The following is a 24,917-nucleotide window of genomic DNA, read 5'->3' on the forward strand; positions in this document are numbered from 1 at the left end:
TCTGCGTTTGCTGTTTCTTTTATTTTACCTGCCAAGCATGCTTCGGGACTAAAGCAAACAAAGTATTGGCACGATTCTCTTTTACTAAAGTATGGCTTTTAGGCTGCGCTGCAGCATTTGGGCATGTGGCACTGGCACAACAGCAACCAGACGCCGCAGGACACCAGTTGCGCACCATAGAGGTATTTGGCAAACCCGCCGAAGTATACGCTGCCGGCAGCCGTGTAGTGCAGTTGGATAGCAGCTATCTAAGCACCTATGCCTCCGGCTCGCTGGCACAGGTACTGCAGGCACACACACCTCTATACTTTAAAACCTACGGAGCAAGCGGTATTTCTACTGTAGCCTTCAGGGGCACCAATGCTTCCCAAACCGCAGTGCTCTGGAACGGGCTTAACATTTCTTCTCCCACCCTCGGCCTAACTGATTTTTCCACGCTTCCGGTTAGTGGCTTTGGCAATGTAGCAGTGCAACAAGGTGCAGCTGGTGCTACGTATGGCAGCGGTGCTATTGGCGGCGCAGTGCTATTAAACTCTTCAATACACAAAAGCAAAGGCTTAGCAGCAGACTTACAAACCGAAGCCGGCAGTTTTGGCCGTTACTTTGGCAGCGGAAGTATAAAGTATGGCTCCCATAAAATACAGGCTAATACCAGTTTATACGTTGGTGAGGCAGCAAATAACTTTAAATATGTAGATGTAACACAGTTCCAACCACAGGAGGTAAGGCAAGAAAACGCAGCCTTAGAGCAGTATGGGGTTACACAAGACCTGGCATGGCAGTTAAGTTCTAAAACAAAGCTGGCTCTGCATGGCTGGTATACTTTGATGGACAGAGAAGTGCAGCCAGCTATGGGCTCTGCGGCTAACAACGCAAAGCAGCAGGATAAGAACCTGCGCTTAATGGCCGAACTAGAGCACGACAGCCGTTGGGGACAAACAGAACTAAAAGCAGCATACTTTAACGACTACCTACATTACACGAACAACTCCACCAACTCGGTAGCCGATGTAAATACCTACCAACTGCAGGCAGAGCAAACTTATACCCGTGGCAACCATTGGAGCCTGCGCGGCGGAATAAACCTGCAGCACTTTACTGCAGAGAACGGTGGCTACGCCGGTGAGCAGCAGGAAAACCGAGCTTCTGCTTTTGCACTGCTCCGGTACGACCCAACTGCTGCTTTAAAATTAAGCCTTAACTTACGACAGGCATTTGTGGAAGGCTACAATCCTAAGCCCACTCCGGCTTTTGGCTTCGACTGGAAGTTTTACAACGACAACATAAACCAGCTGTCTCTGAAGGGCAATGTAGCTGGCAGCTATCGTGTACCAACCTTAAACGATCGATTCTGGTTGGGTGCAGGTAACCCAGATCTAAAACCGGAACAAGGCTGGAGCTACGAAAGCGGTCTACGCCACCTTTTTATACTTGGTAACTCCTTTCTGCTAGCGTCTGAACTTACGGGTTATAGCATGTTGGTGGATAATTGGATACAATGGTCGCCGGATGCTGACGGCCGTTGGCGGCCTGTAAACCTTTTTAGGGTGCACTCCAAAGGGATAGAGGCGAGCACTAAAGCAACAGCAACGATAGGCGAGGCTAAATTAGCTGTAACTGCTGGTTATACTTATACTTCTTCGGAGCAGGCAGAGGTATATGAAGGCAGCGGCGATAAAGGTAAGCAACTCATGTATGTACCGCACCACAAGGCTATACTTAGCACAGAAGTAAACTATAAAGGCTGGTCTGCTTTAGGAGGTCTAAACTATACCGGCCTTCGCTACACCAATAATTCAGAATCTAACTATTTAGATGATTTTATACTTGTAGATGTGGCACTAAGTAAGCGTCTGCAACTGAAACAGCAGATAATTGTGCTTACCCTGCGCTCCGACAATGTAACTAACACCGATTACCAAACCATGGCTTATCATGCGATGCCGCCACGTGGTTATACCTTCAGTTTACGACTCATCATACCTTAATTTTAATACTTCAAATCATAATGAAACAACTACATACATTCCGCAAATTATTTGCGGCTGCGGCTATAGCTGTCGCTGCTTTTGGTTTTACCAGTTGCGAAGACGAACCTAATATACCAATAAACCCAGAAGCACGCGGCCCTTACGACCAGAGAGGAGTCTTTATCGTAAATGAAGGCAACTATGGCACCCCAACAGGCTCTTTATCTTATTTAAGCGACAGCGCAGGCCATACCGTACAGAACGATGTATTTAAAAAGGCAAACAGTAACCGTCCGCTTGGCGATGTAGTTCAGGACATGGTTATTTTCGAAGACAGAGCCCTGATTGTAATTAACAATAGCAATAAGCTGGAAATTGTAGATGCCTATACTTTGAAAACCCAAGGTGTCGTAAATCTGGCCCAGCCACGCTATGCAGCAGTGCTTAACAAAAACAAAGCCTATATTACAGAGTGGGTAAAATACGGTGAGCCTGGCCGTGTAGCCGTAATAGACCTGAATGGCTACACTGTTACCAAAACTATAACTGTTGGACAGATGCCGGAGCAGCTAAAAATTGTAAACGGAAGGCTATATGTAGCAGTAAGCGGCGACAATAAAGTAGTAGTTATCAATACAAACACTGATGCCATAGAAACTACACTGGATGTGGCGGACTCTCCAAGAGAACTTGAGGTGGACGTGCGCAATAACTTATGGGTACTTAGCTCCGGTAAAACAGTTTATAACCCTGACTGGACTGTAGACTACAGCAAAACTACGCCTGGTGCCTTATCTCTCATCAATACAGCTGGTGATGCGGCCGTATCATCAACCATGACTTTTGGCAGCAACCAAAGCAGCCCAGGCCAACTAACTGTTAACGGTACAAAAGACAGGCTATACTTTAACTACAACGGCAAAACATACTCTCAGCAAATCAGCAACAATACCTTAAGCACTACACCTATTCTTGATCGCAGCTTCAGTGGCTTAGGCATAGATCCTGAAACCGGCAATATTTACGGTAGCGATAACAATGGTTTCTCAGGCGACGGTACTGTGTTCGTATACAAACCGGACGGCACGAAGGTAAATGTGTTTAAAGTAGGTGTTGGCCCAAATGGCTTCGTGTTTAATTAACAAAACCTCCTACCAAAACAAAAGCCTGCATAAAACATGCAGGCTTTTGTGCTTTAAAGCGATATATACTAATTGTTTACATCATCACGTTTTACTCCTTCCCCTTTACCATCATATGCCCCATCGCCAATTGCCTTAGCTTTGTTATCGTCATGGTTCTCATGATCAGCGTGGTCGTAGTGGCTCTCCATGTCAGTAGTATCCTGGTATTCGCTCATTGGGTCATCATCTTTCTCTACTAAAGAGCCTTCTTCTTTTATATCGCTTCGCTCTGTGTTAATTTCTCCGGGGTCTGTGCCGGTACTGCATGCACCAAAGCCCACCATAGCAAAAACGCTGAATGCTGACGCCCATACAAAGTTTCTTATATCTCTACTATTCATGTCTATATCGTTTTGGTTTTTAAAATAGCCGGTTTTAAATACCAGCTGTTACTTATACAAATGTACGTTCAGCTTAAGTATAGAGTTAAAATTCAGCACTTGCGAAAGCCATACACGTACTAAAATGTATACTTTAAAAACATTGTCATGAAAGAAAAAAAGAACAATACTCCCGTTAACAAAACCACCAAAGATTACTCTTCGGATGTAGAGCGTGTAAAGCAACATAAAACAGCACCACCTACACAGCCAGTTAAACCGGAACAAAACCAATCTCGCGAAGAAGAAGATGCGCAAAAAGGTCATTCATAAATTATGAAATAAATAATATTAATTATAGATTTGCTGTGTTATCGTAAATCTATGAGCAGATACTTAAAGCCGCAGTTAAAACGTAGACTAATTGTACTTGCAGTACTTAGCCTGTTATTGGCATCCGCCTTGGAGCTATACACGTTTGGTTTGGCTCCTGACTTTTTAATGCGCTGGTTCCGCGCCTTTTTCGTAATATTTACGATGGTGGCTCTTACAACTCTGGCCATTGTACCGGCTGTTAATTATGCAGTAAATAAAGCTACTAGCAGATAAAGCATTCACTTGATATTTAGTATAATAGTAAAAGCCTGCTCTACCGCAGGCTTTTTTGCTTGTAGTGCCGCAACAGCTCCACTTCTGAACCTCTCCAACACCGCAACTGTTGCAGAAAGTATAAAATGATACATTGTACCGGCAGATTGTATAATTTTGCCACACAATAAATTAAAGCCATACTATCTTGGAGCAGCCAAACATTCTGTTAATTACCCCTCCGCTTACTCAGCTTAATACCCCCTATCCTGCTACTGCCTATTTAAAAGGATTTTTAACTGGTCGTGGTTATACTGTACACCAAGCAGATTTAGGTATAGAGTTGGTGTTGAAGATGTTCTCTAAAGCTGGCTTAACCCGAATCTTTGAAGAAATTGAAAATGGCGACTTTGAGTTGTCGGATAACAGCCTGCGCATACTTCGCTTAAAGCGGGAGTACCTGCATACCATAGAGCCTGTTATCCGTTTCCTGCAAAACAAAGACCTCACACTAGCGCAGCAAATCAGCTTTAGCCGCTTTTTACCCGAAGCATCCCGCTTCGACCAGGTGGAAGACATTGATTGGGCTTTCGGAAGTATGGGCATTACCGATAGGGCGCGCTACCTGGCTACTTTATACTTAGAAGATCTTGGCGATTTGATAAAAGAAACCATTTCGCCATACTTTGCCTTTAGCCGCTACGCTGAAAAACTGGCTTTGTCGGCTACATCTTTTAACCCACTTGAGGAGGCTTTACAGGAGGAACCGAACCTGATAGACAGGATGCTGTTGGAGCTGTTGGAAGATCATCTGCAAAAGGCTAAACCAGGTATAGTTGGCTTCTCTATTCCGTTTCCGGGTAACTTGTTCGGAGGATTGAGGCTGGCACAGTATATTAAGAAAAAGTACCCAGGCATAAAAACAGCTATGGGTGGCGGCTACCCAAACACAGAGCTCCGCAGTCTGCGTGAGCCACGCTTGTTTAAGTACATCGATTTTGTAACCCTGGATGATGGCGAAGGCCCTTGGATAAAGCTGCTGGAGCACTTGCAGGGGAAGCGGGATGTGGAGCAACTGCAGCGCGCATTTATACTTCAGGAGGGCGAGGTAAAGTATATGAACAATTGTGCAGATGCAGATATTCCGCACACTGAAGTAGGCACTCCAGATTATAGTGACCTGCCATTACAGAACTATCTTTCGGTAATAGATGTGATAAACCCGATGCACCGCCTCTGGAGCGATGGCCGCTGGAATAAACTTACCATTGCCCACGGCTGCTACTGGAAACGCTGCTCCTTCTGCGACATTACCTTAGATTATATTAACCGCTATGATGTGGCCCCAGCTACTTTGCTGGTAGACCGCATCGGGCAGATTATAGCCCAAACCGGGCAAACAGGCTTCCATTTTGTAGACGAAGCCGCTCCTCCCGCCCCACTCCGTGATATGGCCATAGAACTCATCCGTCGGGGTGTAAAGATCAGCTGGTGGGGCAACATACGCTTTGAGAAGACTTTCACACCTGACTTGTGCCGCCTACTGGCTGCTTCGGGTTGTATTGCCGTGTCGGGTGGTTTAGAGGTAGCCTCTGACAGGTTGCTGGCCCTGATGGAGAAAGGCGTAAGTATAGGCCAGGTGGCGCGCGTTACCGACAGCTTTACACAAGCGGGTATTATGGTGCATGCTTACCTGATGTATGGCTTCCCGACGCAAACCACCCAGGAAACTATAGACTCGCTGGAGGTAGTACGGCAGTTATTCGAAAACAATGTAATACAATCTGGCTACTGGCATCGCTTTAGCATGACGGCGCACAGCCCTGTAGGTAAAAATCCGGATAAGTATAAAGTAGTAAAAGTAGGCCCAGAAGAAGGTGACTTTGCCAATAACGACCTGTGGCACGACGACCCCACCGGCACCGACCACAGCTTATTTGGAGAAGGCCTGGCGAAGGCTATTTACAACTATATGCATGGCGTTGCTTTAGATGAGCCGCTTTCGTTTTGGTTTGATTTTAAAACACCGCGGATTACCATCAAACCAAACCTGATCAGCACGGCCATAGCCCAACCACACCGACCAGATAGTACCCGCCCTAATGCACGTGTACTGTGGCTGGGCAATGCACCAGAAATAGATTTTACCATGTATGCAAAAAAAGGGCAGACTATAGAGCGTTGTGTACTTACTTTTTTCGAAAAAGGCGAGGATTTCCAAATAAAAACAACAGCAAGTATAGGCCAATGGCTGTTCGACACGATACAGCGAATTGTGCCAGAAAGCAATGAGTCATTAACCTTAAAACAACTGCAGGAGAGTTTCCCATCTGAGGCGCACTTAACTTTTGATGAGTTTTTGGCTTCTCCTACTTGGTTTGAGCTACGTGAAAAAGGGCTACTGTTGCTGTAGCCCTTTTTAACCGTACTTCATACTTAAACCTTACTTAACAGATTGCCCTGAAGGTGCCTTGTACTCTACACCCATACTTTTCAGGTAACCCTTAATCGGCCCTAGTCCCATCTCAGCACGGCGCTTATCTAAGTTCGCTTCATCTTCCACCTTATATAGCTCCCATTGCTTTGTCTCGGGGTTCATTTGTACTTGGCTTCCATAAAGCTGGGGTAAGCCATTGTTCATGCGCACTCTGTCTTCCATTAAAGCCAAGTGGTTATTTGATGCTTCTCCTTTCGCTGCAGCCTCACGCATTACAGGCAGGTATTTTTCCATAACCTCTTTAGGAGCATGCTGTATAACTAAAAAAGCAGCTGTACTTGCCTGCATACCAACCATACTTTTACCAGGCCAGCCATGTTCGTCAAGTATCGCCACTACCTGTTGCTGGTTCTCCTTATCAATCTGCCCCATCTTTTGCCCTAACTCTTTCACCTCCTCCGATTCCATACCATGTTTATCCCTAGCCGCCAGAAATTCACGGCGTATTTGCTGGTCCTTTTCATAAATGGCTTCCAGTTGTGCTTTTAGCGGCTGGTTATAGGTTGCCTCTATTTTAGCCACGTTTTTCTTTAGCTCTTCTAGTAGTTGTGGCCAGCGTTTGTCGGTGTGCAGGCTACTTAGGTCGGTGTCTTGCTGCCAATGCGCTAAAGCTGTATAGCCTTTGGCAATTGCCTGCTCCAGGTGTGTAAAAGCTTTGTTTTTGTTCCCGGCCAATGACCACGAGCAGGCAGCATTGTAGTGGTCAGAGGCTGTGCCATTACCAGCTTTCAAAGCTTTATCGTACATCTCGCCAGAGGTTTTATACTCTTTTGCCTCATACTTTGCAAAGGCATTGGTTGTGGTTTGCGCTGCAGCTGATAAGCTGATGCAGGTAAACGCTAGCATTACTAAAGTTTTTTTCATAATGGTGTATTTAGATGGATAAGTAACATTCTAAAAATCCTAAGTCCAATGCATTTATCACATTAAGATATAACTAACTTTTTAGTTATACAACTTCAGTTCCTATTAAGTTTTCTAGTTTTGAGCAATATCCGACTACTCAGCTTTAATGATGGTTAATTGAGGATTAATATTACTGACAGAAGCAGCGAAACAATTGCAATAGATTTGGTGATGATGAAAGACTACTACTGAAGGAATCAATTCGATAGCCTTTATGCAACTACAGCACTACATCTTCTAATTCTCATTTTTTTAAAATAATTTTTAAGCTCCATGCAACCCTTTTGCAACTAACTGCATCTTATACACAGAAAGCAGCATAAAACTGCTTTGCCACTACCAAACCTATCTTATAAAACTATGAAATTGCCTGGTCCTGTTTCTGCTCCTACTGGAGTAGGAACAGGGTAAAACCAGATCCACCTAAGGTATAGCCTCCGCTTATCAATAACTTATTGCTAACTACCCCTTCTATAGCTTGCACTAAAGTAAAATCGCTGTTAAACATATTCATTTCCTGAAGCCACAACTCAGGCTGCTATTTTGTGATTTACTCTAGCAGCTAACCAAATTTGTAAAAAACTCTATCTCAGGGTTTAAACATTGCTTTAAAGCTGTAAAAAACTATGTAATATCACTTTTACAAAGCAACAAAGGTCATATTTAATAAGCTGTCTGTGCACCAATATTGTAGTGCGTTAAAACTTAACCTAAAGCATTATGAAAAATGTATCACTAGCAGTTTTGGTGGCAACAGGAGTTATTTTTGCTTCATGCAACCCAACAGATCAGCAGGCCAAAACAACCTCTGAACTGCAACAGGAAGAAAGCGTTGCATCTGATCCCTCGGCAGGACAGTCGGCGGTGCAGGACGATGAATCTCAGAAGAACGTGGTGCAGGTAGCCGCCACCTCCCCTGACCATACTACCTTGGTAACTGCTGTAAAAACAGCAGGCCTGGTAGATGTGTTAACCAATGCAGGTCCGTTTACAGTGTTTGCTCCTACTAACGCTGCCTTCGAACAACTGCCAGCTGGCACTGTAGAAGGTTTGCTTAAGCCGGAGAAAAGAAGTGATCTGCGTAGCATATTACAGTACCACGTGTATGTGGGCGTGCTAAACATTGATAGCTTCGAAGATGGGCAGAGCCTGGGGCAGGTAAACGGTGGCCGCGTTACAATGGGTGTGAAGGATGGAAAGGTAACCGTGAACGGTGCCAATATTATTGCTTCGATCCCTTCATCGAACGGTGTAATACACGTGGTAGACCAGGTGTTGCTGCCACAGTAAGTAATTCTTGAATGCTGATTGTTAATTGCTGATTGTTTAAATCAGGATTTGGAGAACACACCCCTGCCTCTCTCAAGAGCAGGACTGATTCACTCTCTTTTTTGCTGGGGCGGTTCTGTGATCCGTGACATACTTATAACGTTGAATTTGTAATTCATTTGGGCCAGAGACCAGCTAGAGACAGTCACGAGCATGGACGCTCACAAAATGATTAACACTTCATAACAGCAAAACAAAAAAGCACCTATAGCTCAAACTACAGGTGCTTTTTAACTTTATAATTCTCTAACTCAAAAACTTCTTAGACACAAACTATAGTTTAGTCCCGCTTTGTTTTGAGCAGGTTACGTAGTTCGGCTAGTTCATCTCTGTACTTGGCAGCCTGCAGAAAGTCAAGGTCTTTGGCAGCTCCCTCCATTAGCTTCTCTGTTTTCTTAATCAGCTTTTCAAGTTCGTCCCGTTTCATGGTTTGTATGATTGGCTCCGCAGCGATAGACACTTCTGCAGGGCCTGCATACATCTTCACTTCCTTCTTCTTAGAGTCCGCAACAGATGTCTGCTCATGAATCTCTTCGCTTGTTTTAAATATCGTGCGTGGTGTAATGCCGTGCTCTTCGTTATAAGCCATCTGGGTTGCACGGCGCCGGTTTGTTTCATCAATGGCACGTTGCATTGATCCTGTCATCCGATCAGCATACATTATCACCTTGCCTTTTTCGTTACGTGCAGCACGTCCCATGGTCTGGATAAGAGAACGCTGGTCGCGCAGGAAGCCTTCTTTGTCCGCATCAAGTATAGCCACCAGGCTAACCTCCGGCAGGTCGAGGCCTTCACGCAATAGGTTAACCCCCACTAATACGTCTATCTCACCTAACCGCAACTCACGTAGAATTTCCACACGGTCCAGGGTTTTTACTTCGGAGTGCAGGTACTTTGTTTTAATGTTGAGGCGTTCCAGGTACTTTGTCAACTCTTCGGACATGCGTTTGGTAAGTGTGGTTACTAACACGCGCGCCCCCTCTTTCACACGCTCATCGATCTCATCCAGCAGGTCATCAACCTGGTTCGTGCTTGGGCGTACTTCGATCACAGGGTCCAGCAGGCCGGTTGGTCGGATGATCTGCTCAACAATCACACCTTCAGATTTCTGTATCTCATAATCGCCAGGTGTGGCGCTTACAAATACTACCTGGTGCATCAGGCTCTCAAACTCGTTAAAGGTAAGTGGGCGGTTATCCATGGCAGCCGGTAACCGGAAGCCATACTCTACCAAGGCTACTTTCCTGGATCTGTCGCCGCCCCACATGGCACGCACCTGCGGTACGGTTACGTGGCTTTCGTCAATCACCATCAGGAAATCGTCCGGAAAGTAATCTAGCAAGCAGAATGGGCGCGCACCCGGCGAACGGCGGTCGAAGTAGCGGGAGTAGTTCTCTATACCAGAGCAGTAACCCAGCTCCCGTATCATCTCCAGGTCAAACTCGGTACGTTCTTTTATGCGCTTAGCTTCTGCAGGGCGGTCTTCTTTCAAGAAGTATTCGTGCTGCGCCACCATGTCGTACTGTATCTCTGAAATGGCCTGCTGCAGGGTGTCTTTGCCTGTTACGAAAAGGTTGGCAGGATAAAGCGTTACCGCCTTCTCATCCGACAACTTCTTGCCAGACTGAGGATCAATACGGTGTATCTGCTCCAACTCATCACCAAAAAAGTATAAGCGGTAAGCAAAGTCTGCATAGGCCGGGAATATATCTACTGTATCGCCTTTTACCCGGAATGTTCCACGTGTGAACTCAGCCTCAGTACGGCTGTAAAGTATCTGCACAAACATATAAAGCAGGTTATTGCGGCTGTAGCGTTGCCCCGGCGCCAGGTGGATCACATTCTTCCCAAATTCCTCAGGGTTACCGATACCATAGATACACGACACCGATGCTACCACCACTATATCGCGGCGGCCTGAAAGTAGCGCCGAAGTAGTATGCAGTCGTAGCTTCTCAATTTCCTCGTTAATTTGGAGATCCTTCTCGATGAACACATCAGAAGAGGCGATGTATGCCTCTGGCTGGTAGTAGTCGTAGTATGAGATGAAATACTCAACGGCATTTTCGGGGAAGAACTGCTTAAACTCGCCGTATAGCTGCGCGGCCAAAGTTTTGTTGTGGCACAGCACCAACGTAGGTTTGCCTGTGTTTTTAATCACGTTAGCCATGGTAAAAGTTTTACCGGTACCCGTGGCACCTAGCAAAACCTGTACGGGCTCACCTTTATTTATACCTTGTGTAAGTTGTACAATCGCTTTAGGCTGATCGCCAGTCGGCTGAAACTCTGATGTCAGTTTAAAATCCATTCTGTTGATTTACGAACTAGTAAAGATAACCTATAACAACTAAAAATACTCGCAAGTTGCTAATAGTTATAGTATTTGCTTGTTACGAAAGAAGCTGTACCCATGGCTATAAACAAAAAGAAGCCTGCCGAAAATCAGCAGGCTTCATGGTAGTAAATGTGCAGAAAATCTATATGTCTAACTTTATTTTTTTTCTGCTGCCACTACCGGGGCAGTATCTTGCCGGCTGCAAACTTTCCTAATAGTTGCAGTCTGATATACAGCATATATTGCGATACAGGCTTTGCCTGCGTTTGTCTCTTCTATTTGGCAGGTAAACCTAGCGCCTACATACTTCAGGTCTTCTGGCAGGTTATCAACTGTAACATATTTATATATGTTAGGTGTACCACAAAAACCATTCCCTGTAGCAAACTCTTCTTTTACCAGCTCCAGCACTACACCGCCACTACATGGGTCTGACACATCCACTACACGTGCATTAACACAGGGAGTAATATTATCTTCTTTTGTGCACCCGGCCAGAAACGAGGCAAGTGTAAAGCAAATTAAACCTATAATTGTTTTCACGCCTTCATATTTATGCTTTATAGCTGCGTTTTTATGCAGCTTATACCACGATGACCCATACTTTTAGAAGATGGTTGCATCCTTTGTCAGAAATATTTCAGAATTATAATATATAACTAAAAGAGAAAAGCCAACCGTACACGGCTGGCTTTAAAAGGGGGTTCTCTTATTAATCAAAAACAAATATTTTAAGTATGAAAAAATTCTAATTATTTGATTTCTTTGTTTTGAAGGTAAAAGTATTGCTACTGCTAGACAAGTTACATTAGTTATCCGGCAAACTGTGCTACTTATATTATTTACTGCTAGTACTACCTTAAACTTTAAGTTAATTAAAGGTAAGCAAGCCACCAGTTATCTGATGTAATTAAACCGGCGTCTGAAAAATTTTCACACAACGTCTACTGCTCCTTTATACTTGTTATCATCAAGCTTAAGTATAGCCTAAACCTTTATTCAATTTGCTTCTATTGCCTCTGAATCCGCAAAGAAAACCAACAGGTAAGCCTAGGAGCAATTAGTTACCAGCACCGAAAGACAAGGCACAAAAGCAAAGGCTTTAAATTAACTTCATAGTTTTAGATTGCACTAATGGCTCTCGGGTGAATACAGCAGCTCAATTTATAGGCATACAGCCTATGTTGTAAGCTATAGCTAACGGTACAAATGATATGTATCGGTAAAAATAGCCGCCGGATCTCTACCGGTAAATACGCTTTGCAACACAACTTTTTTAGGCATCAGCTCTAGTACTTCAAAGCGTTCTGTACGACTGCCGTTGCTTAAAAGTATAACGCCACCTGCTTCATAGCTGGCTTTGTAATTATCTTTTATGGTAGCATTGGCAGCAGGATTTACACGCATCAGGTAGGCACTATCCAGCCTGAACTCGAAGTACTCCTGTGGGCCACCACCTACTGTACTGGTGTTGCAGTTATTGTCGCGACATAATTTGTTGCTTACTCTCTCAATGGCCCACCTGCCTTGCACGGATGTTTTAATACTTTCCAGATCAAATGCAGGCTCAATTTCTTCTGCTTCGTGGCAGCCATTAAGCGTAAGCAGGGCAAAAAATCCCATACAAACTACATAGGTAGCTTTTTTCATAGCTCAGATAAGGGGCGTGGTAATATTATTAATTATTTGTTGCAGCAGTCAGGCAGGTAAGTGCAATTGCCTTTGCTGCAGGCACTGCTGCCATACATGTAAAAACATTTTTATACTTCTCGTCTCGCTCCACCTCTTTGTAGCCGATTCTATACTTTTGCCCAGATACAAGGGCGTTCTGACCAGCAAGGTTATGCCAGGGTTGCAGGTAGCTGCCGTCAGCAGTCTTAAGCCATACATTACCGAAAGCTCCATAACCACATATCACAGTTGTCGCTGTTACTTCTTGGTTGCATTCAGCACCTAACTCCCAGCATTCGGCTATCATTTCTTCTTTCTCGCAACCCGACATAAAGACAGATAAGAAAAGAAGGGCTAACAATACATACCAACCCGATAGGTTTGCTTTGGCGACAGCCACTATAGGCTCGTATTTACCAGGTATAATTTTCATAGTTTAAAGGTTAGCTGTTTACTGTTTGGCTCCTTTCTCCCTATCATGACCCTACTACACCTGCTATGGTTGCAAGGCTTCCTGATAAAAATTTACTTATTCATGCCCAGGTTGTAGTTTACTGACATGTTAATGCCAATTGTGTACGGGTTGCCCTGCGGTGCCAGTGCTTTATCTGGTTCGGCGAGCAATGAGTTTAAGTACCCTCTAAATTCAGGACCTGCTGTTACAGACACAAGGTTTGAAATACGCTTCCCAAAACCAGCCGAAACGTTACCAGAGAATTGCATCTTACGGAACGGTGAGTCATCGTTGTGGCCATAGCTTACATCCTTTACCTCATTGGTTGAGGCCATTACGGTTGTTTCTATTAGGAAATTAGCAGCCACACCGCCTGCAGCGTACCAGAACCAGTCTTTGCCAATGTTACCGTCGTACTGCAAACCAACTGGCAGCGTAATATGGCGGTAGCGGTAGTTTACTGTAAAATCATCGGTCTTATTTACACTCAGCGAGTCGGTGGTAAAGTTGTTGTTAAGAGATGGCAGAAAAACAGTTGTTCCTGGCATAGCTACCCGTTCTTCGGTACCTGGCTTATACACAAATTGGTTGATGATGTAGCTTGACTTTGTTCTAGCTGTGTTCTGAGTAAAACCTACTCCCGCTAACAGCTTTATCTTTTTAAACAACTTAAATCCTGCCTTTACCTCAGCGGCATAAGAAAATGCCGGATCGGTGTTGGCTTCAAACTCATCCCGTGCCTCGTTCATGTTATCAGAAGTTTGATCGGTTTTGTTAGGTCCTCCTGCTAAAAGACTAAACCGCGAAACAGTACCCATCATCTGCCCGGGCATCTGTATGTTCTGATTAAAGTATGAAGGTGCATATCCTACGCCCACAGACCAACGGTTATCTTTGGCTGCTTCTTCTTCATTTTTAGACTCGGAAGGCGTTGTATTTAAAGTGATGGCCACTACCTCTTCTGCTTTTGTCTGCTTATCCAGGTAATCAGATACAGCTGTCTTACTTAGCTCTACTAAAGAACGTGCTCGCCCTTGGTCTGCACTATTCAAGTATGCAGCAGGAACTGAGGTAATGGCTTGTCGGGCTGTTTGAAAGTATGGCCTGCCCATCTCAAACAACGAAGAGGATGAAGTACCCAGACTGGCACCGTCAGACTTACTAAAGCTACTTAAACTCACAGCCGCAGCAGTCGGTTCTGAGGCAGCAACTCTGTTTATACTATAATCAGCACCTGCATTTGCCCCTACACCAGGAGAACTAGTATAGTTCGTAACCGCTCCGGCATTTATACTTTTAGAAACACTATTATTTGCACCTGCAATTGCTGTTTGGTTTATACTTTCGCTTGCATGTGCTGCCTTCTCTACTACATGTTCGTTAGTCTTTTCTGGGATAGCAGTTGCTGAATTCTGCCCTTGCTTTGGTAAACCTGATACGCTATTAAAAGCATTTGCAGGAGCATCTTCCACTGTCGCTATATCTTCAGTAGCGCCACCTGGCTCAGTTTTAAGTTGCATCGCGGCGATACCGGCATCAATGCTTTGCTTTGAGTTATAGTTGTATGTAAGTAAAGCACCTGCCAGCATAAACAGCACAAAACATGCCGCTGCCAGCTGGCGATACAACACCATTCTGCCTTTGTAATGCTTGCTTTCCTGAATCGTCAGGTCATGGTCTATGCGGGCCCATAGATCAGGAGATGGCGAAGCCTCAGCGTCGTGCATCCGACGCTGGAATTCGTCTTCCAGGTGTCCGCGCTTTTCGTTAGTTGCTGATGACATGCTCGTTATAGTTTTTTTCCTGGCGCGTAAGCATACCTTGTAGTATAGCTCTTGCGCGTGAATATTGTGATTTAGATGTTCCTTCCGAGATGCCTAGCATCTCTCCTATTTCCTTGTGGTTATAGCCTTCTATAGCATATAGATTAAAAACCATTCGGTAACGTGGTGCAAGGCTTTGGATCATGCTCATTAGCTCGTCCAGGGAATACTCGCTTAGGTTTGCTGTATCAGATAAGTTGGTCACCTCCTCTGCCTCATGCGACACAGTGAGCAGCTGCTTGCTGCGCAGGTGCTTTAAGGCGGTGTTTACCATAATCTTCCTGATCCAGAACTCCAGCGGGCAGTCTTTTTTAAAGTTTTGCAGGTTTGTAAATACTTTCACGAATGCCTCCTGCATAATATCCTCGGCCTCAAAATTAGTTGGGGCATAACGCAGGCAAACCGCCATCATCTTCTTAGAGTACAGGTCATACAGGAGCCGCTGCATGTCGCGCTTGCCTGCGATGCACCCCTCTATAAGCTTGTCCTCCTCGGATTTTGATTTGGTAAAAAGATTCAAATGCTGCCTGTTTGTGCCTTACTTAACCTTAAGAGCCTAACAGGAGCAAAAGGGTTGCAAGACTATAAAAAATTAACTGGGCATGATATAAAACACCGGCCCATCACAATATCAATACAAATATATTAAAATAGCACGATAGAATTTAACAAATCAACAACAGAAGCAGCTAAATATTTTTCACGTAAGAACTGAGGAATGAGGAGGTTAAGGCGCTTTTAACTGCAATAAAGCGGCGCGTTAGAATAAGGGCATAAAAAAAGAGTCCCCTGTTTATTGGAGACTCTCAGTGGTTAGTTTTAAGGTGATTTAGTTTAAAAGAAGGTAAGGGTTGTAAATTTATAGAGCAGCACCAGCACTATAGCTAAAGCTAGCATCCAGGCATACCCGATTATGCGATAAGCAGCAGCAGTTATACTTGCAGGTGAATTGTTGAGTATTTCGAAGGCCTGAATTTTTGCCTGCCCTACTACATTTTTGGAAACCAAGTGGTAAGAGAAATGGAAACTAAGTGCTACTACAAGAACATCATCCAAGAAACCGAAAACAGCTACAAGATCAGGCACCAAATCTATCGGACTGATGGCGTAGCCAATAGCAAAGGCAACTAAGGTGCGGGCATACCATTTTACCCGGTTATCACGGTAAGATAAATACAGCGCATAAATCTCTGTGTTCAGCGCGTGCGCTTTCTGCTTAAGGGTGTGTAGCTGTGTTATCATGGGGTAGCGGTTTTTCGTGTTGTACGGAAAACCACCCCTTAAAAGTTGCACTAAATCAGAGCTCTTAACTACATTTTTTTGGCAACACGACCTATGTTATGAATTCCAGATACGCCAGGCTGCCTCTGCCTGACCGTACAGCATGCCTATTCCATTTAGTGTTTTGGCTCCTGCGGCCTCGCAACGCTCCAGAAACAAAGTTTTTTCAGGATTGTACACAATATCGTACGCGTAATGTTCTGGCGTAACACCCTCATAAGGTATGGCTGGCAACGTTTCAGTATTAGGTGCCATACCCAGTGGCGTTGTATTTACGATCAGGTTATACTTCTGCAGCACCTCCGTTGACAGTTGCTCATACCCTAACTGCCCCTGTTCCGGCGTTCTCGACACAGAAGTATAAAGTATACCTAGGTCAGCCAGAACTGTGCATATAGCTTTAGATGCTCCTCCGGTACCGAGCACCAGCGCCTGACCATGCTTCTCCTTTGGGTAAAAAGCTTCTAAAGTGTCTTTAAAACCAATATAGTCTGTATTGTAACCTGTAGTATGTCCATTTTTGATCTTGATAGTGTTTACGGCGCCTATCCTGTCGGCTGCATCGTCGAGCTTATCCAGCAATGGAATAACTTCCTGCTTATAGGGGATGGTCACGTTTAAACCTACCAGCTCAGGCGCCTGCTGCAGCAATTCTTTAAGGTCCTCAGCATGCGCCAGTTCATATAAATCGTACTGCGCATCTGTTATGCCATCGCGCTCAAACTTGGCGGTAAAGTATTTTTTAGAGAATGAGTGTCCCAGCTTTTTCCCGATCAGGCCGAACTTGCGCATAGGTTATACTTTGGTTGTGTTATCGTCAGTAAACTTATCGATTAAATACACTAGAAAGAAACCAAAAAGTGCCAGCGCAATGCCATACGTCAGGTATGATTCGTGTCCCACAATAGTTTCGTAGGTGCCGGGCAAAACGTTCTCCTGCACCAGCGGCTTTACTTCTCCGTGGCGGTCTGTGTAGGTTTCTAGAGTCTGCTTCCAGGGCCATACTTTGTTAAGCGATCCCACCATAAATCCTGTAAGCAAGGCTACAGTAATATTATGGTAGTGCTTTAGCATCCAGTTAAGCACATGCGAGAAGCTAAGTATACCTGTTAAGCAACCCAACCCAAAGGTTATGATAATGCTAATCTTAAAGTCTTTGAGGGCCAGCATGATGAATTCATACTTTGCAAGTAATACAAGTATAAAACTACCCGATATACCCGGCAAGATCATGGCGCAGATGGCAATAGCACCGGACAGAAAGATAAACCAATATGCCTCCGGAGTTTGGCCTGGCGTAGCTACTGTAATATAAAATGCTATAGCGGCACCAACTACTCCAGAAATAATCACTCCCGGAGTCCAGCGGGTTATTTTTTTGGCTACCACTACAGCAGAGGCTACAATTAAACCAAAAAAGAAAGACCACAGCATCTCAGGGTAGTTAGCCAATAGGTACAAGATTAACCTGGAAAGCGAGGCAAACGACAAACCTATACCTGCTAACAGCACCACCAGAAAAGTACCGTTTATATGCTTCCAAAACCCTGCTATGTTAAAACGCAGCAAAAGCTTAATAGCTTCGCCGTTAACCGAGCGGATAGAATTAAGCAACTCCTCGTAAATACCGGTTATAAAGGCAATTGTACCACCCGATACACCAGGCACTACGTCGGCGGCCCCCATCGCCACTCCTTTAGAAAAAAGTAAAATGTATTCCTTCAGCGATCTGCGTTTCATGGTTTGTCTTGAAGCTGTACTTGGCATAAAAAATAATGCTTAAATAAAATTGCCCGTTCGGGTACACCGACGGGCAATTTATACTTTTGGTTTTATACTTTAGCCCTACTTGGCTGAGTTTTCCATGTTAAGAAAGTGATTGAATGTATCGCCGCGCAAACCTAAACGGATTGTCTCGAGCGGGATAACCTCACTTGGGGCAATATTACCTAAGTTCACGTTTGCACCCAGCAATTTAATAAACCATACCTGCTGTGCTTTCTGCGGTGCCTCCCAAAGTATTTTCTCAAAAGGAATCTTTGTCAGGATCTCTTCTACGAGACCGCTGCGCACCTCCCCGGTAGAACGGAACAAGCCCACGTTACCACCTTCGCGAGCCTCACCGATTACTTTCCAGGCACCAGCATCCAACTCCTTTTGCATCAGCTGTATCCACATGTAGGGCGGTATAATCTTTTCGGCATCTTTAGAGCCTACTTCTGATAGAACCGTTACCTGATCGGCCAGCTGTTGTATATAGTCGCACTTTACATCGTGTGGCATCTCCAACGACCCATCCGACACCTCTGCAAAAGTCATATTATACTTATCCAGTATGCGGCGGTAATCCTCAAACTGGTCACGAACTACAAAAGCCTCAAACAGGGTACCTCCAAAGTATGTTGGAATACCGGCTGCCCTATAGGCATCTAGCTTACGTTGTAGGTTAGGCGTTACAAAAGATGTGGCCCAGCCTAGTTTTACAATGTCAACATATTCACCGGCAACTTCCAGGAAATCTTCTACCTCCCGAACGCTTAGGCCCTTGTCCATGGCCATGGTAAAACCGCGCTCACGAGGTTTCGCCTCGCGCTCAGGTATGCTCTTAAGGGTATAGTTCATTTAATTCTATTTGCGATATTGATCAATTAACCTCGATAAGGCACGCTGCGATTCCAGTTCTGGAAAGAACTCAAACAATAGCTTATGTTTATCGAAGTCCAAAATTAACGCATTTTCCAGATAATTGTAAGCTTCACGGTATTTTCCTGCCGAAAGCATATAAGCGCATGCTCTGTAATACAGTTCAGCTTCGTCTGGTTGCAGTTCTATCGCATTTAAAATTATATCAATCGCCTCGTCAAAATTACCCTGTTCAAACAAAATAATAGACCAGTTCAGGTAAATGTTCTTGTCCTCTGGCTGTATCTCGGCTGCACGGGCATAACTTTCAAGCGCCGACACCACATTGCCTACATTATATTCTGCGGCTGCCAGGGCTACCCAATAATCTGCACTATCATCATAAAGCTCAACCGCTTTTTTAAAGAAATGTACCGCCTCGTACCATTTCTCCTGCGCGTCAAGTATAACACCAATGCCAAACCAAGCCTCGTCCATTTCCGGGTCCAGATCTACAGATTTCTGGTAATAGCGGCGCGAGAGGTCCCACTGGCACAGCTTTTCGTAGCACTCTCCTATATTGCAGTATACTTCTGCGCTAGGGGTGCCATGCTCCAGCATCGCATTAAAGCCTTCTATTGCCTTACTATACTGCCCCAAAAACACATAAGCATTTGCCATGTTGTTATAGGCGGTAATAAAATCAGGTTTTATAATAGTAGCATAATCGTAGGCGGCAATAGCTTTATCGTAAGATCCTAGCTTATTGTACACGTTACCGATGTTAAACCAGGCTACATAGGAATAGGGGTCATTATCGATAAACTCTTGGAAAAACGGCAGGTGTTCACGTATGGTACCGGTAAGCTCCATACAATAGATAATCTCCTGCATCGCCGCTTCGTTTTCAATATTAAGTGCAATACACTTTTTATAGTATTTGATAGCAGAGTTAAACTTACCCCAAGTTTGATAAGCTAATGCAATATTAAAATAGATATCATCCCGGTCCTGAGAGTAGGCCAGCGCCTTCTTAAAGTAATCGATGGCATCCCGAAACTCGCCACGCTGCGTGTAAATGATGCCACGGGTAAGCTGCACATCGGCACTTTCCGGCTCTACCTCTGCCACTTGATTTATTACCGTAAGCGCTTGCTCAAACTCACCGGCCATAGCCAGCAGCTGTGCTTTGTCTATCAGTAGTTCAGAAGAAAAAGGGTATTGCACCAGAGCGGCATCACAGGCTAAAAGTGCTTTCTTATACTCAAAGTTTGCGGTATAGTAATCTATAATTGACTCAAAGTCAGTTAAATCAAAAAAAACAGTTTCTTTGCTTCCGAGCATCTGCTCGAAACGGTTTATCAGTTCCAGCTCTTCGCTGTGTTCTTCAAAGTTCTCTTTCATCTCAAAATCCAACAAGCTGCAAGGGTAACAGCCTTTGTCATACTACATTTTAACACTCCAAATAGTTTAGATTACATGCTGTTTTGCGCCGCAGGCTTCAGCTCTCGGCATACCCACTCTAAACTATGTTTTACAGGCCTAAACTGTATTGTTGTGGCTTTCAGCACTTTCTCGTTGCTGAAGAAGAATTGCTTGCCTGTTATGCGTGCTGTATCTTTCGTGATCAGCGGCCTGCCACCTGTTAGCCAGGAGCGCATATGCTCTACCCGCCATACAATCTCTGTCAGGAACGGTGGCACTTTAACTCCCGGCGCTTTCTTGCCAAAGCATTTTGCTACAGCCGTGAAAAAATCTTTATAGCTCAGCTGTTCTGCATTTAATATAAATCTTTCTCCGGAAATATCCGAGAAAGTGAGCTGCAACATTGCCTCTACTACATCCCTTACATCAACAAAATTTGCACCACCTTGAGTGTAGAATGGCTTTTCCTTGTAAACATATTTAAACAGTTGCGTGCTGCTGCGGTGCCAGTCTGATGGGCCAAGTACAACAGATGGATTAACGATAACAGCTTTCAGCCCTTCGGAAATGCCGCGCCATACTTCCAGCTCGCCAAAATACTTGGAGCTGGCATAGGCAGAGTGCTCTTCAGCTATATCGAACTTGTCTTTTTCTGTAAGTATGGTAGCTCCTTTTGGCCTACCCACTGCTGCAATAGAGCTAACATGGCAGAGCTTTACCTGCCCGTGTTCCAGGCAAGCGTTTACCACGTTGGCTGTGCCCTCAATATTTACTTGCTTCAGTAACTCCTTATCCTGCGGTGCATACGATACCAGGCCAGCCGAATTAAAAACATACTTCACACCTTCCAAAGCCTCCCTTAAAAAAAGAGGATCCAAAATATCACCTTCAAGCCACTGCACCTGATCTGCGCCAGGAAACTGAGGAATAACAGCACGATAACTAGCCTTAACAGTATACCCTTTTTCGAGTAATACAGGAATTAAGAAACTGCCAATAAGGCCGCTGCCGCCTGTTACAAATACCGTCATGGCTTATAGATTTTGCGAAAGGGAAAATTACAATTGGTTGTTGCGTAAAGCGAGATTAAATGCTTTAGGCAAATATTTGCTGGCCAGCACTCTGTTTAAGGAGTCTGTATGCTTTAGGCCGTGTACATCGGAGCCCAGAAAGTCTACCATACCATTCTCAATAAGCTTCTCGGCCACTAATTTAGCACCCGGTGAATAGTAACCAGAAAGCGAGTTTAGGTTGGGCTGAAATAACACTCCCTGCTTCCAGAGTTCTGCCAACTCTTCGAACTTACCATAAAAGTATGTATACCGTTCGGGGTGCGCCAGCACAGGCTTATAATTTTTGGAGCGCATCTTAAAGATGGCTTCACGCAAATTAAGTGGCTCGTTCAGGAAAGATGTCTCGAACAGCAGGTACCTGTCGCCGAAGGTTAGGAGTTCCTCGTCGTTTTCAAGCTTCTCCAGGAAACCCTCGTCCAAGTAGTACTCTGCAGCGCAATCTAACTCCATTTCTATACCTGCCTCCTGCACAGCATTGCGAAGTAATTGCAAACGCTCACGAATTATTTCTGGAGTATTTTTGTAGAAATCACTCATGATATGCGGCGTCATGATCAGTTTACGGTATCCGAGTTCTTTCATAGCCTGCACCAGTTCCAAAGATTTCTCCAAACTGTCGGATCCATCATCCAGCCCAGGCAGAATATGAGAGTGCATGTCAACGCCAAGTGTGTTGAAAGATTCTTCAGCCACGCTCTCACTACCCTTAAATAAGCTTTGTAGAAACTTTTTCATTATCCGTTCCTCAACAGAACCCGTTTACAATTAAATGCCATTATGCACATTCTAACTTCAAAGATAACGTAAATAATACCCGCTATCAAAATATGGCATAACACCAGCAGTAAGCATTATACTTTACTATGCAATATAGGTTAAATTACATATGATCTGTTGGCATTTACGTACAAATGCCTAGCTTTGTAAACAACCGGCGGTATAATACCGTTATATACGCGACTTTAAAACTCCTACACTAAACATTTAATGGAATTTAAACTTACAGAAAATCAACGCATGATCGCGGACATGGTTCGTGACTTTGGAGCAAAGAACATTAAACCAAAAATGCGTGAATGGGACGATACGCAGGAGTTTCCTGTGGAGGTGTTTAAGCAACTTGGCGAACTTGGCCTGATGGGTGTACTTGTACCAACAGAATATGGCGGTTCCGGCTTTAGTTACCTGGAGTATGTAACGGCAATCGCTGAGCTTTCTAAGATCGATGGTTCTATCGGACTTTCTATGGCTGCTCACAACTCTCTATGCACAGGCCATATTTTACAGTTTGGCAACGAAGAGCAGAAGAAGAAATACTTACCTAAATTAGCTACTGCTGAGTGGATAGGTGCCTGGGGCCTAACAGAACCTAATACCGGATCGGATGCAGGCAATATGCGCACTGTGGCTGTTCAGGATGGCGACCATTGGGTGATAAACGGCGCAAAGAACTTTATTACGCATGGTAAGTCTGGTAACGTAGCGGTAGTTATTGTACGCACCGGCGAGGTAGGCGATTCTCATGGCATGACTGCTTTCGTAATCGAGAAAGGGACAGAAGGTTTTAGTGCAGGTCGTAAAGAAGACAAGCTGGGCATGCGTGCCTCTGAAACTACTGAACTTATTTTCCAAGATTGCCGCGTACACAAAGATCAGATATTAGGCAATGTTGGCGAAGGCTTTATACAGGCAATGAAAGTACTGGACGGCGGCCGTATCTCTATCGCAGCGCTTTCGCTGGGCATTGCACAAGGTGCTTTTGAGGCGGCTCTTGCTTATTCACAAGAGCGTAGCCAGTTTAATAAGCCAATCTCCAGCTTTCAGGGCATTGCCTTTAAATTAGCTGATATGGCTACAGAAGTTGAAGCTGCCTCTTTGCTTACTTACCAAGCAGCTGATATGAAGAACCGTGGCCTGAACGTGAACAAGGAGTCTGCTATGGCTAAGCTTTACGCTTCTGAAGTATCGGTAAGAGTGGCCAACGAAGCAGTGCAGATTTTTGGCGGTTATGGCTTTACGAAAGACTACCCTGCCGAGAAATATTACCGCGATGCGAAGCTTTGTACTATTGGCGAGGGAACAAGTGAAATACAAAAGCTTGTTATTTCAAGAGCTATACTTAAATAAAACATGTTTAAAGGCAGTTACTTACGCTTTTATGTGTAGGCAACAGCACATTTTTTACATATTTGGATATTTTTTCTTCCAAACTATTGATTTTTAAGTATAACCTTTGCTAAATTTGCAATCCTAATTCTAAGAGAAGAGAGATAACATGATTATTGTAAACGTAAAAGATAACGAGTCTGTAGACCGTGCATTAAAAAGATTCAAAAAGAAATTTGAAAGAACTGGTGTTCTGAAAGAGTTACGCTCGAGAACTTTTTTCGAAAAGCCATCTGTAGCTAAGAGAAAGCAAAAAGAAAGAGCTGCTTACAAGCAGAAGCTTTTTGCTGAGCAAAACTACTAGTCTTTTATACTAATATATCAGATAATTCCATAAATTAGTGTAGCTGATCTTCACATCGGTTATACTAGTTTATGGAATTATTTTTTAAGTACCTACAGTACGAAAAGCGGTATAGCCCGCACACCCTTACCTCCTACCATACAGATCTGGGGCAGTTTAGCCAGTACCTGGATCAAGTATACCAGATATCCGATCCTGCTGAGGCCGATCATACTATTATCCGCTCCTGGATACTAACACTTGTACAGAACAACATCAAACCGAGGTCTATAAACCGTAAAATAGCTTGCCTTAGGTCTTATTATAGGTTCCTGCTTTCGCAGCAGCGCATCAGTGTAAACCCGATGATACGTATTAAGGCGCCTAAGGCTCCTAAAAAACTGCCGGCTTTTGTCCTAGAAGAGCCATTTAACAACCTACTCGACAGCTTTGATTTTGAAGAAACTTTTGAGGGCCAGCGTGATAGGCTGATTCTAGAGTTCCTGTATGGTACTGGTATCCGTTTAGCCGAGCTTATAGGAATCGAAGATGTCGATCTGGATTTATATTCCAAAACGGTACGTGTATTAGGTAAAGGCAATAAGGAGCGTATCATACCTGTTAACGATTCTCTTTTAAATAGTATAGCGGCTTATCTACAGTACAAGAAAAGCGAGTTTGGGAATAACAATTCCGAAAAACTGCTCGTTACTAATAAAGCTCGTCCTCTTTACCCTAAGTTTGTTTACCGCGTTGTAAAAAAGTATATTAGCTTGATAACTACCTCTGATCATAATAGCCCACACGTGTTGCGGCACTCTTTTGCTACACACTTACTTAATAAGGGGGCAGACCTGAATGCCATTAAGGACTTACTTGGACACTCTAGTTTAGCGGCAACGCAGGTTTACACCCATAACTCAATAGAACAGCTTAAATCGATTTTCGAGAAAGCACATCCAAAAGCATAAGTTAAACCATTAAATTATA

At 44.2% G+C, this 24,917-nt stretch carries 24 protein-coding genes; 9 read left to right on the forward strand and 15 right to left on the reverse strand.

Features of this window, described 5'->3' with window-relative positions; all coding sequences use genetic code 11:
* The first annotated feature begins 65 nt into the window (after positions 1-65).
* Together WG943_RS03185 and WG943_RS03190 are read left to right on the forward strand one after the other, a co-directional pair.
* Positions 66-1,988, forward strand: coding sequence for a TonB-dependent receptor plug domain-containing protein (locus WG943_RS03185; RefSeq protein WP_340406713.1), 1,923 nt, complete (start codon positions 66-68; stop codon positions 1,986-1,988).
* Positions 1,989-2,008: 20 nt separating this feature from the next.
* Entirely contained in the window at positions 2,009-3,112 is a 1,104-nt protein-coding gene (locus WG943_RS03190; protein ID WP_340406714.1) for a DUF5074 domain-containing protein, read from the forward strand.
* A 68-nt stretch (positions 3,113-3,180) separates the two neighbouring features.
* On the opposite strand, the gene WG943_RS03195 is transcribed toward WG943_RS03190, so the two are convergent.
* On the reverse strand, positions 3,181-3,495 hold the full coding sequence (locus WG943_RS03195; RefSeq protein ID WP_340406715.1) for a hypothetical protein: 315 nt from the start codon (positions 3,493-3,495) through the stop codon (positions 3,181-3,183).
* A 147-nt stretch (positions 3,496-3,642) separates the two neighbouring features.
* Here WG943_RS03195 and WG943_RS03200 point away from each other — a divergent pair, with 147 nt between their 5' ends.
* From WG943_RS03200 to WG943_RS03210, 3 genes are all read left to right on the forward strand, one after another.
* The gene (locus tag WG943_RS03200) at positions 3,643-3,807 is read left to right on the forward strand and encodes a hypothetical protein (RefSeq protein WP_340406716.1); all 165 of its coding nucleotides are present in this window, start codon (positions 3,643-3,645) and stop codon (positions 3,805-3,807) included.
* A gap of 51 nt (positions 3,808-3,858) precedes the next feature.
* A complete protein-coding gene (locus tag WG943_RS03205) occupies positions 3,859-4,083 on the forward strand; it encodes a DUF2798 domain-containing protein (RefSeq protein ID WP_340406717.1) in 225 nt (74 codons plus the stop codon).
* A gap of 187 nt (positions 4,084-4,270) precedes the next feature.
* Complete coding sequence (locus WG943_RS03210; protein WP_340406718.1) at positions 4,271-6,475, forward strand: B12-binding domain-containing radical SAM protein; 2,205 nt, start codon at positions 4,271-4,273, stop codon at positions 6,473-6,475.
* Positions 6,476-6,505: 30 nt separating this feature from the next.
* On the opposite strand, the gene WG943_RS03215 is transcribed toward WG943_RS03210, so the two are convergent.
* Positions 6,506-7,423, reverse strand: coding sequence for a DUF6624 domain-containing protein (locus WG943_RS03215; protein WP_340406719.1), 918 nt, complete (start codon positions 7,421-7,423; stop codon positions 6,506-6,508).
* 762 nt (positions 7,424-8,185) lie between these two features.
* On the opposite strand from WG943_RS03215, the gene WG943_RS03220 reads away from it, so the two are divergent.
* The gene (locus tag WG943_RS03220; RefSeq protein WP_340406720.1) at positions 8,186-8,755 is read left to right on the forward strand and encodes a fasciclin domain-containing protein; all 570 of its coding nucleotides are present in this window, start codon (positions 8,186-8,188) and stop codon (positions 8,753-8,755) included.
* Between the two features lie 319 nt (positions 8,756-9,074).
* Here the strand turns inward: WG943_RS03220 and uvrB are convergent, their stop codons facing one another.
* The 13 genes from uvrB to WG943_RS03285 form a co-directional block, all read right to left on the reverse strand.
* Positions 9,075-11,102, reverse strand: coding sequence for an excinuclease ABC subunit UvrB (gene uvrB / locus WG943_RS03225; RefSeq protein ID WP_340406721.1), 2,028 nt, complete (start codon positions 11,100-11,102; stop codon positions 9,075-9,077).
* A 183-nt stretch (positions 11,103-11,285) separates the two neighbouring features.
* Positions 11,286-11,672, reverse strand: coding sequence for a hypothetical protein (locus WG943_RS03230; RefSeq protein WP_340406722.1), 387 nt, complete (start codon positions 11,670-11,672; stop codon positions 11,286-11,288).
* A gap of 654 nt (positions 11,673-12,326) precedes the next feature.
* Entirely contained in the window at positions 12,327-12,779 is a 453-nt protein-coding gene (locus WG943_RS03235) for a hypothetical protein (RefSeq protein ID WP_340406723.1), read from the reverse strand.
* Positions 12,780-12,807: 28 nt separating this feature from the next.
* Positions 12,808-13,233: a hypothetical protein gene (locus WG943_RS03240; protein ID WP_340406724.1), complete on the reverse strand. Its 426-nt coding sequence runs from the start codon at positions 13,231-13,233 to the stop codon at positions 12,808-12,810.
* A gap of 92 nt (positions 13,234-13,325) precedes the next feature.
* On the reverse strand, positions 13,326-15,038 hold the full coding sequence (locus WG943_RS03245; protein WP_340406725.1) for a PorT family protein: 1,713 nt from the start codon (positions 15,036-15,038) through the stop codon (positions 13,326-13,328).
* Positions 15,022-15,597: an RNA polymerase sigma factor gene (locus WG943_RS03250; protein ID WP_340406726.1), complete on the reverse strand. Its 576-nt coding sequence runs from the start codon at positions 15,595-15,597 to the stop codon at positions 15,022-15,024. Before WG943_RS03250 ends, WG943_RS03245 begins: the two co-directional genes overlap by 17 nt.
* A 314-nt stretch (positions 15,598-15,911) precedes the next feature.
* On the reverse strand, positions 15,912-16,319 hold the full coding sequence (locus WG943_RS03255) for a YkvA family protein (RefSeq protein ID WP_340406727.1): 408 nt from the start codon (positions 16,317-16,319) through the stop codon (positions 15,912-15,914).
* A gap of 96 nt (positions 16,320-16,415) precedes the next feature.
* Positions 16,416-17,150, reverse strand: coding sequence for a shikimate dehydrogenase family protein (locus WG943_RS03260; RefSeq protein ID WP_340406728.1), 735 nt, complete (start codon positions 17,148-17,150; stop codon positions 16,416-16,418).
* 3 nt (positions 17,151-17,153) lie between these two features.
* Positions 17,154-18,098, reverse strand: a complete 945-nt coding sequence (locus WG943_RS03265; RefSeq protein WP_340406729.1) for a DUF368 domain-containing protein — start codon at positions 18,096-18,098, stop codon at positions 17,154-17,156.
* A gap of 105 nt (positions 18,099-18,203) precedes the next feature.
* Positions 18,204-18,980, reverse strand: coding sequence for a phosphosulfolactate synthase (locus WG943_RS03270; RefSeq protein ID WP_340406730.1), 777 nt, complete (start codon positions 18,978-18,980; stop codon positions 18,204-18,206).
* Between the two features lie 6 nt (positions 18,981-18,986).
* Entirely contained in the window at positions 18,987-20,384 is a 1,398-nt protein-coding gene (locus WG943_RS03275) for a tetratricopeptide repeat protein (RefSeq protein ID WP_340406731.1), read from the reverse strand.
* A gap of 71 nt (positions 20,385-20,455) precedes the next feature.
* Positions 20,456-21,436 carry an NAD-dependent epimerase/dehydratase family protein gene (locus WG943_RS03280; protein WP_340406732.1) on the reverse strand — a complete coding sequence of 327 codons (981 nt, stop codon included), beginning with the start codon at positions 21,434-21,436 and terminating at the stop codon, positions 20,456-20,458.
* A 27-nt stretch (positions 21,437-21,463) separates the two neighbouring features.
* Positions 21,464-22,213: a tyrosine-protein phosphatase gene (locus tag WG943_RS03285; RefSeq protein WP_340406733.1), complete on the reverse strand. Its 750-nt coding sequence runs from the start codon at positions 22,211-22,213 to the stop codon at positions 21,464-21,466.
* A 252-nt stretch (positions 22,214-22,465) separates the two neighbouring features.
* On the opposite strand from WG943_RS03285, the gene WG943_RS03290 reads away from it, so the two are divergent.
* From WG943_RS03290 to WG943_RS03300, 3 genes are all read left to right on the forward strand, one after another.
* Entirely contained in the window at positions 22,466-23,605 is a 1,140-nt protein-coding gene (locus tag WG943_RS03290) for an acyl-CoA dehydrogenase (RefSeq protein WP_340406734.1), read from the forward strand.
* Between the two features lie 148 nt (positions 23,606-23,753).
* Positions 23,754-23,948: a 30S ribosomal protein S21 gene (gene rpsU, locus WG943_RS03295; RefSeq protein ID WP_340406735.1), complete on the forward strand. Its 195-nt coding sequence runs from the start codon at positions 23,754-23,756 to the stop codon at positions 23,946-23,948.
* Between the two features lie 71 nt (positions 23,949-24,019).
* The gene (locus WG943_RS03300) at positions 24,020-24,898 is read left to right on the forward strand and encodes a tyrosine-type recombinase/integrase (RefSeq protein ID WP_340406736.1); all 879 of its coding nucleotides are present in this window, start codon (positions 24,020-24,022) and stop codon (positions 24,896-24,898) included.
* Positions 24,899-24,917 lie beyond the last annotated feature (19 nt).

Source organism: Pontibacter sp. H249 (genome assembly GCF_037892465.1).
In the GTDB taxonomy this organism is placed as follows: Bacteria; Bacteroidota; Bacteroidia; order Cytophagales; family Hymenobacteraceae; genus Pontibacter.

Excerpts from the sequence above, each read along its gene's own strand:
- WG943_RS03190 (WP_340406714.1), top strand. The coding sequence starts at position 2,009 with ATGAAACAACTACATACATTCCGCAAATTATTTGCGGCTGCGGCTATA.
- WG943_RS03195 (WP_340406715.1), bottom strand. The coding sequence starts at position 3,495 with ATGAATAGTAGAGATATAAGAAACTTTGTATGGGCGTCAGCATTCAGC.
- WG943_RS03200 (WP_340406716.1), top strand. The coding sequence starts at position 3,643 with ATGAAAGAAAAAAAGAACAATACTCCCGTTAACAAAACCACCAAAGAT.
- WG943_RS03205 (WP_340406717.1), top strand. The coding sequence starts at position 3,859 with ATGAGCAGATACTTAAAGCCGCAGTTAAAACGTAGACTAATTGTACTT.
- WG943_RS03215 (WP_340406719.1), bottom strand. The coding sequence starts at position 7,423 with ATGAAAAAAACTTTAGTAATGCTAGCGTTTACCTGCATCAGCTTATCA.
- WG943_RS03220 (WP_340406720.1), top strand. The coding sequence starts at position 8,186 with ATGAAAAATGTATCACTAGCAGTTTTGGTGGCAACAGGAGTTATTTTT.
- uvrB (WP_340406721.1), bottom strand. The coding sequence starts at position 11,102 with ATGGATTTTAAACTGACATCAGAGTTTCAGCCGACTGGCGATCAGCCT.
- WG943_RS03235 (WP_340406723.1), bottom strand. The coding sequence starts at position 12,779 with ATGAAAAAAGCTACCTATGTAGTTTGTATGGGATTTTTTGCCCTGCTT.
- WG943_RS03240 (WP_340406724.1), bottom strand. The coding sequence starts at position 13,233 with ATGAAAATTATACCTGGTAAATACGAGCCTATAGTGGCTGTCGCCAAA.
- WG943_RS03245 (WP_340406725.1), bottom strand. The coding sequence starts at position 15,038 with ATGTCATCAGCAACTAACGAAAAGCGCGGACACCTGGAAGACGAATTC.
- WG943_RS03255 (WP_340406727.1), bottom strand. The coding sequence starts at position 16,319 with ATGATAACACAGCTACACACCCTTAAGCAGAAAGCGCACGCGCTGAAC.
- WG943_RS03260 (WP_340406728.1), bottom strand. The coding sequence starts at position 17,150 with ATGCGCAAGTTCGGCCTGATCGGGAAAAAGCTGGGACACTCATTCTCT.
- WG943_RS03265 (WP_340406729.1), bottom strand. The coding sequence starts at position 18,098 with ATGAAACGCAGATCGCTGAAGGAATACATTTTACTTTTTTCTAAAGGA.
- WG943_RS03270 (WP_340406730.1), bottom strand. The coding sequence starts at position 18,980 with ATGAACTATACCCTTAAGAGCATACCTGAGCGCGAGGCGAAACCTCGT.
- WG943_RS03275 (WP_340406731.1), bottom strand. The coding sequence starts at position 20,384 with ATGAAAGAGAACTTTGAAGAACACAGCGAAGAGCTGGAACTGATAAAC.
- WG943_RS03280 (WP_340406732.1), bottom strand. The coding sequence starts at position 21,436 with ATGACGGTATTTGTAACAGGCGGCAGCGGCCTTATTGGCAGTTTCTTA.
- WG943_RS03285 (WP_340406733.1), bottom strand. The coding sequence starts at position 22,213 with ATGAAAAAGTTTCTACAAAGCTTATTTAAGGGTAGTGAGAGCGTGGCT.
- WG943_RS03290 (WP_340406734.1), top strand. The coding sequence starts at position 22,466 with ATGGAATTTAAACTTACAGAAAATCAACGCATGATCGCGGACATGGTT.
- rpsU (WP_340406735.1), top strand. The coding sequence starts at position 23,754 with ATGATTATTGTAAACGTAAAAGATAACGAGTCTGTAGACCGTGCATTA.
- WG943_RS03300 (WP_340406736.1), top strand. The coding sequence starts at position 24,020 with ATGGAATTATTTTTTAAGTACCTACAGTACGAAAAGCGGTATAGCCCG.